The organism is uncultured Campylobacter sp., from assembly GCF_937997465.1.
Classification (GTDB): domain Bacteria; phylum Campylobacterota; class Campylobacteria; order Campylobacterales; family Campylobacteraceae; genus Campylobacter_A.
The window spans coordinates 1-6,084 of the sequence record NZ_CALKTQ010000336.1 but is presented as its reverse complement, the minus strand read 5'-3'; the positions used below and the strand labels follow the sequence as shown (position 1 = coordinate 6,084).

The 6,084-nt window shown below is 48.7% G+C and carries 9 protein-coding genes; 1 reads left to right on the top strand and 8 read right to left on the bottom strand.

The genetic code is table 11. The annotated features are described in order from the left end of the window. From Q0546_RS11435 to Q0546_RS11420, 4 genes are all read right to left on the bottom strand, one after another. A partial coding sequence (locus Q0546_RS11435) for a GlcNAc transferase (protein ID WP_298793155.1) occupies positions 1 to 403 on the bottom strand: 403 nt, incomplete at its 3' end. Next, positions 400 to 645, bottom strand: coding sequence for a hypothetical protein (locus tag Q0546_RS11430; protein ID WP_122868273.1), 246 nt, complete (start codon positions 643 to 645; stop codon positions 400 to 402). The genes Q0546_RS11435 and Q0546_RS11430, both read right to left, overlap by 4 nt. Then, positions 642 to 1,712 carry a 3-isopropylmalate dehydrogenase gene (gene leuB / locus Q0546_RS11425; protein WP_298793153.1) on the bottom strand — a complete coding sequence of 357 codons (1,071 nt, stop codon included), beginning with the start codon at positions 1,710 to 1,712 and terminating at the stop codon, positions 642 to 644. The genes Q0546_RS11430 and leuB overlap by 4 nt, the downstream gene beginning before the upstream one ends. Before the next feature lies 1 nt (position 1,713). Continuing rightward, on the bottom strand, positions 1,714 to 2,196 hold the full coding sequence (locus tag Q0546_RS11420; RefSeq protein ID WP_002952075.1) for a 3-isopropylmalate dehydratase small subunit: 483 nt from the start codon (positions 2,194 to 2,196) through the stop codon (positions 1,714 to 1,716). Positions 2,197 to 2,288: 92 nt separating this feature from the next. On the opposite strand from Q0546_RS11420, the gene Q0546_RS11415 reads away from it, so the two are divergent. Beyond that, a complete protein-coding gene (locus tag Q0546_RS11415) occupies positions 2,289 to 2,429 on the top strand; it encodes a hypothetical protein (protein WP_298793151.1) in 141 nt (46 codons plus the stop codon). 435 nt (positions 2,430 to 2,864) lie between these two features. Here the strand turns inward: Q0546_RS11415 and Q0546_RS11410 are convergent, their stop codons facing one another. The 4 genes from Q0546_RS11410 to Q0546_RS11395 all read right to left on the bottom strand — a co-directional run. Further along, the gene (locus Q0546_RS11410; protein WP_298793149.1) at positions 2,865 to 3,926 is read right to left on the bottom strand and encodes a HAMP domain-containing sensor histidine kinase; all 1,062 of its coding nucleotides are present in this window, start codon (positions 3,924 to 3,926) and stop codon (positions 2,865 to 2,867) included. After that, positions 3,907 to 4,764, bottom strand: a complete 858-nt coding sequence (locus Q0546_RS11405; protein ID WP_298793148.1) for a hypothetical protein — start codon at positions 4,762 to 4,764, stop codon at positions 3,907 to 3,909. Before Q0546_RS11405 ends, Q0546_RS11410 begins: the two co-directional genes overlap by 20 nt. 18 nt (positions 4,765 to 4,782) lie before the next feature. After that, positions 4,783 to 5,457, bottom strand: a complete 675-nt coding sequence (locus Q0546_RS11400) for a response regulator transcription factor (RefSeq protein WP_298793146.1) — start codon at positions 5,455 to 5,457, stop codon at positions 4,783 to 4,785. Between the two features lie 91 nt (positions 5,458 to 5,548). After that, on the bottom strand, positions 5,549 to 6,084 hold a 536-nt coding region (locus tag Q0546_RS11395), incomplete at its 5' end, for a LysE family translocator (RefSeq protein WP_298793144.1).

The window sequence follows — 6,084 nt, the reverse complement described above, 5'->3', positions numbered from 1 at the left end:
CGTTTAGCCCTTCAAAAAGCACCAAAATGCGCTCTTTTAGGTTTTTTAGAAATATCTCCTCGCCCGTAAAATTCGCAACCTCGACCTCAAAGGCTTTTTGCGGCGCGGCGGTCAGGTCGGACTCCTGGACGGCGTCAAATTTCGCCGCCGTTTTTTGAGAATTTACCGCACTATCCAAAGCCGCCTCAAACTCGCTAGCCTCGTCCGCTACGCTTATCTCGCCGACTAAATTTGCAAGGCCCGCGGCGTTAGTCAAATTTACGTCGCCGCTTGAGACTGGAGAGCTCGTTAAATTTGACCCGTTTTCAGCATCCGAGGCCAAGCTTTCCTGCGCGGCGTCCATTCGCTCTAGCTCCATCGCCACCTCGTCTATCGCCATTTTTGCTATTTCTTCTAGTTTCATAGTTTTATCAGCCACCTTTTAAATTCGGTTATTTCTTCGTCGGTTTTCATTTTGATGAAAAAGTCTTTCATCTGCTCGTTTACGCCCGTTTTTTTCCTGCTAAGGCCGCTTAGACGCCTTATCGCGGCGATCGCAGCGGCGTTTGTCGGCTCGCGCTTTAAGATGTTTTTATAAACTATCAGAGCATCGTCTTTTAGCCCCTGAGCCTCGTAGATTAGGGCTTCTGTGATAGTATTTTTCATTTTTTTATTAGCGAGGCGATGATGCCGCCCATTTCGCTCGTAGAGCAAATCTCTTTAGCGCCAAACTCCGCTATATCCTTTGTCCTGTATCCTTGCGCGAGCGCTGCTTTTACGGCGTTTTCGATAGCTTTTGCAGCCGCATTTTCACCAAATGAATACCTAAGCATCATCGCAGCGCTTAGTATAGTAGCGACCGGGTTTGCGATGCCCTGCCCAGCGATATCGGGCGCGCTGCCGTGGATGGGCTCGTAGATACCAACCTTGCCGCCGATGCTAGCGCTTGGCAGCAGACCGATCGAGCCGCACACCATGCTAGCCTCGTCGCTTAGGATATCGCCGAAGAGATTTTCCGTCAAAATCACGTCGAATTTACTAGGCGCTCGCACGAGCTGCATGGCTGCGTTATCGACGTACATAAACTCCAAATTTACCTCCGGATAGCTCTTTGCGACCTCGCTCGTGACCTCACGCCACAGCTGACTGGTCTCTAGCACGTTTGCCTTATCAACCATGCAGACGCGTTTTTTGCGCTTCATCGCGGTTTCAAATCCGACCTTTGCGATGCGCTCGATCTCCTCGCTCGTGTAGGTCATCGTGTTGTAGGCGCTGTTTTCTTTTTTCTCACGCGGCTGACCGAAGTATATCCCGCCCGTTAGCTCGCGAACCACGATAAAATCGACGCCCTGAAGGACTGACGGCTTTAGCGTACTAGCGTCCACCAGCTCGTCAAATATCATCGCAGGGCGCAAATTTGCATACGCGCCAAGCCCTTTTCGCAGCTTCAAAAGCCCGCTTTCAGGACGCAGATGACGCGGCAAGCCGTCCCATTTTGGCCCGCCTATAGCTCCAAAAAGCACCGCGTCCGAGTTTAGCGCGCCGCTTAGCGTCTCGCTAGGCAAAGGCTCGCCAAACACGTCGATCGCAGCGCCGCCCATCAGGTAGTAGTTATAGCTAAGTTCAAAACCAAACTCCGCGCTAGCCGCGTCCAGCGCCTTTATCGCTTCATCGACTATCTCAGGGCCGATGCCGTCGCCTTTTATCACCGCTATGTTATAAATTTTAGCCATTTTATATCCTTGTTTTGGCGTATTCTATGAGGCCGCCGCTTTTTAAAAGCTCTTGCATAAACGGCGGTATCGGGCTAAATTTATACTCTTTGCCGCTCGTTAAATTTACGACCGCGCCGTTATCCACGTCGATTTTTAGCTCGTCGCCCGCGTTTATCTCGTCTGTTTCTTTGATTTCTAGTATTAAAAGCCCAGTGTTAAAGCTATTTCTATAAAAAATCCTAGCAAAACTCTTGGCTATCACCGCGCCGATGCCTGCGGCCTTAAGCGCCAAAGGAGCGTGCTCGCGTGAGCTACCGCAGCCGAAATTTTCGCCCGCTACGATGACATCGCCCGCGGAGATTTTTTTACTAAACTCGGGATCGGCGTCCTCCATGATATGAGTGGCCAAGATTTTTTCGTCGGAGGTGTTGAGATAGCGCGCGGCTATGATGATGTCGGTGTCGATATTGTCGCCGAATTTCCAGACTTTTGCTTGTTTCATGATTCGCCTTAAGATTAAATTTGGGCGATTTTATCCAAAAGAAGCTAAATAAACAATCAAAGCGCGACAGCTAGCGGTCGGTGCGGGTAAATTTGAGGTTAAATTTAGACGGTTCGGCTCGCGAGTCAAATTTTAAATTTTATATAAAAACAAGCTCGCCGAGCAGGAAATTTAATAAACCTAGTAAATTTAAGCAGCTAGAAAAGCCGGGTTTTAAAAGCGGTGCGGGATAGCGGTTAAATTTGATTTAGAGGAAGGACGAGATATCGCTTGGATACTCGTCCGTAGATTTTTTGTTTTTACGTTTTTGTTTTCGGTTAAAATAAAACTACCGCTGCCATTAGACAACCCCAAAGCACGGCTCCGATAGCCATAGTTACGTGAGTTACTGCAGAATCTTTCATCTTTTTCTCCTTTATTTTTGGAGAATTATAATGACCTTTTGTGTCCTCAATGTGTCCTTTGTATGACTTTTTAAAATTTCGCGTTAAATTTGCGCTTATTTCGTCAAATTTACGGCAAACTCGGTTGCGTCGCTTGCGGCAAATTTAAATTTTCGTCAAATTTTGCGCCCGAAAGTCAAATTTGCCGCGCAATCAGCCGAGCCTGAGAGTCAAATTTGCCCGTCGAAGAATCGCAAATTTGAACTATTTTAGCCGCGGTTTCCCTCAAATTTTACGCGCGTTTGGGATCTTTACGCTTACGGTCGTACCGCATCCAGGCTCGCTTTCAAGGCTTATCTCGCCGCCCAAAAGATGAACGATACGGCGCACGATAGATAGCCCTAGACCGCTACCCTTGCCCTTGTGCGACTCCTCGCATTGATAAAATTTATCGTAGATTTTTTCTAGCTTTTTAGCCTCGATACCCGCCCCCTTGTCGCTAATGCGCACGACAAGCCCACCGCCCTCTTCGCGGCAGCTCACGCCGATATCGGCGGCTGAATATTTCAGCGCGTTATCCATCAAATTTACCCAAATTTGCGCTAGCATCGAGGCGTTGCTGCGTACGCTTACGGCGGGTAGATCCAGATCAAACTCCCGCCCGCCGTACTTTTGCATCAGCATCGCCGCAGCCTTTCGTAGCTGCTCGTCTACTCGCACGTTTTCGTCTAAATTTACGCCCGCCTGGCTATCTAGCCGCGAGAGCAGCAGCATGTCCTCGCACAGCCTACTTAGCGAGTTTGCCTGCTCTTTTATGAGCCTCAGATACTCGTTTCTGCGCGCCTCGTCCGTCTCGTCCTGAGCGATCTCGCAGTAGCCGCTGATGACGCTTAGAGGCGTTTTTAGCTCGTGCGAGACGTTTGAAATGAAGTCCTTTTGCATGTAGTCCATTTTTTCTAGCGCCGCCGCGGTCAAATTTATATTTGCCGCCAGCTCGTCTAGCTCGTGCAGATACTCACTATCAGAGCCGCATTTGCAGTTCTTGCGTGCGACCCTAACGGCGAAGTCGCCTCTAGCGATCTTTCCGGCTGCTAGCCTAAAACTCTCGACGTATCTTAAAAAATACGCCGTTACGGCATAAAATATCGCTCCGCCCGCGCCCATCACGATCGCGCAAAAGCTGATAATGCCCCAAAACATCCCAAGCTTCATCTCAAATATCTGCTCGTAAGCCAGGATCGCCGCCGACGCCGCGACGCAAAGCACGCAAAAGACGAAGATAAACATCGCCGCGGTGTAGGTTTTTAAGCTGATTAGGTATTTTTTCTTATTTTGCGTAGTATTCATATTTTATTTCCGTTTTTTTGTATAGACCGATCTCTTTTATGTCGCCGTTTTCGTAGTATTTGTCCGCGGGCTTAAATTTGACCGAGGTTTTATGCGTCAAATTTCCCCGCTCGTCCCTGCTTATATCCTTAAACTGCAAGATTTGCCAGATTTTTGCCTCAGAGCCGAAGTAATTTACCGACGTATACTCCATCTCGTCGCCGTTTGCGGCGTAATAATAAACCCATTTTGAGTTCGGGGCTTGCTTGATTTTTTCATATTCGCCGTTTGGCTTGCGCTCAAAGCTTATCTCTATGCCGTGCCGCGGCTCCATATTATTTTCTATCCGCGTTAAAACGCCCTTTTCGTCGTAGACGTAGCTATCGTCCATCACTAGCGTTCCACCGGAATACACCGTCCTAGCGATCATTTTGCCGTCCTTGCCGTAGGTAGTTTTCTCCGTGCGCGGGTAAAATTTATCCCCCACATGCTGTTCTTTGGCCGTCGCGACTAAATTTTCGCCGTCAAATTCGTATTCGTAGAGATAAACGGCGCTATCTTGATATTTTTTGCGTATTAACCCGTCTTTGCCGTACTCAAACAAAACCGAGCTGTTTGGCACGCCGTTTATGCGCTCGGTTTCTTGCAGTATATAGCCGTTTTCGTTAAACTCCGTCCGCTTTACGCGCGTATTTTCTAGCGCGCCCGAGCCGTCTACGGAGTATTCGTACTCCGTAGCCGTCATACTTTTGACCTCGCCTTTTAGATCCTTTTTGCTCCAGTCGTTTTCGGGTAAAACAGCCGAGTTTAGATAGCAAACCGCCGATGCCGCCGCGAAAATAGCTTTTAAAATTTTCACTTTATCTCACCCGCCCTCTCACTCGTAAATTTCGCCCTTGTAGCCGATGCCGCGTACCGTAGCTATCTCAAAGTCCGTGCAGCTTTCTAGCTTGCGGCGTAGCTTTTTTACGTGCGTATCGACCGCGCGCTCGTCGCTATCCGTGTCGTAGCCCCAGATTTCTTGCATGATTTCTAGGCGAGTGAAAATTTTGCCAGGGTTTGAGAGCAGTAAAAATAGCAAATAAAACTCCTTTGGAGCTAGCTCCACGACCTCGCCGCCGATTTTTAGGCTAAGTGCCGCATAGTCTAGCTCGGAGTTTTTAAACCTCAGCCGCTTGCCGCTAGCGATCTTGGCTCGGCGCAAAAGCGCGTTTATGCGTAAAATCAGCTCCTTTAAATTTAAAGGCTTGCTCATATAGTCGTCCGCCCCCATGACAAAGCCCTTCTCCATCCCCTCCATGCCGCTTTTTGCCGTTATCATGAGCACCGGCAGCGACTCGTCTAGCAGCTTGATTTGTTTGGTTAGCTCATATCCGCTAAGTCCGGGCATCATGATATCGGTGACGACAAGATCGGCGCGCTCGCTCTCTAGCAGCTGCAAAGCCAGCTCTCCGTCAAAAGCCGCAAGCGGCGAAAAGCCCTCCTGTGCGAGCTTTAGGCAGATTATTTTATTTAAATTTTCGTCATCCTCGGCGACTAAAATTTTAAACATTTATTTTCCTTAAATTTGCCACGAATTTAACGGGCAAGGCGATAGATTTTGTCCTATTTTATCAAATTTAACTAGAATTCGGCGGGTGAATTTAGCGAAGCATCATCAAAATGCCGATGACGCAGATGATGGCGGCTGTAAAAACCTCCAAAAGGCGCAGGTGAGTTTGCAAAAATTTCTTTAGTATCGCTCCGCCAAGAGCATAGATGCTTAGCGAGCAAAACTCGATAGAAACGAGCGTAACCGTAATAGAGAGTATGCGAGGCAGGCTAAAAGGATCGTTCGCGTCCAAAAAAGTCGGCAACAAAGCCGATAGAAAAATCCACGCCTTAGGATTTGAGATGCAGACCACGGCGCCGTTTAAAAACATCTGCTTTTTACTCGGAAGCTGCGAGACCTTCGTGATACTAAGCTGCCCCTTGCTAAAAAACAGCATAGCGCCAAGATATAGCAGATAAAGGCCTGCGATGATGTTTAAAACCTTAAACGCGAAGCTATAATGCGCCAAAACCGCGCCAACGCCCAGCATACAGCAAATCCCCACGAAGGCCAGAGAGGCTAGCTGTCCCGACATCATTGGTAGCGCGCGCACGTAGCCCAGGCTCATGCCGATACTCATCGCGTAGG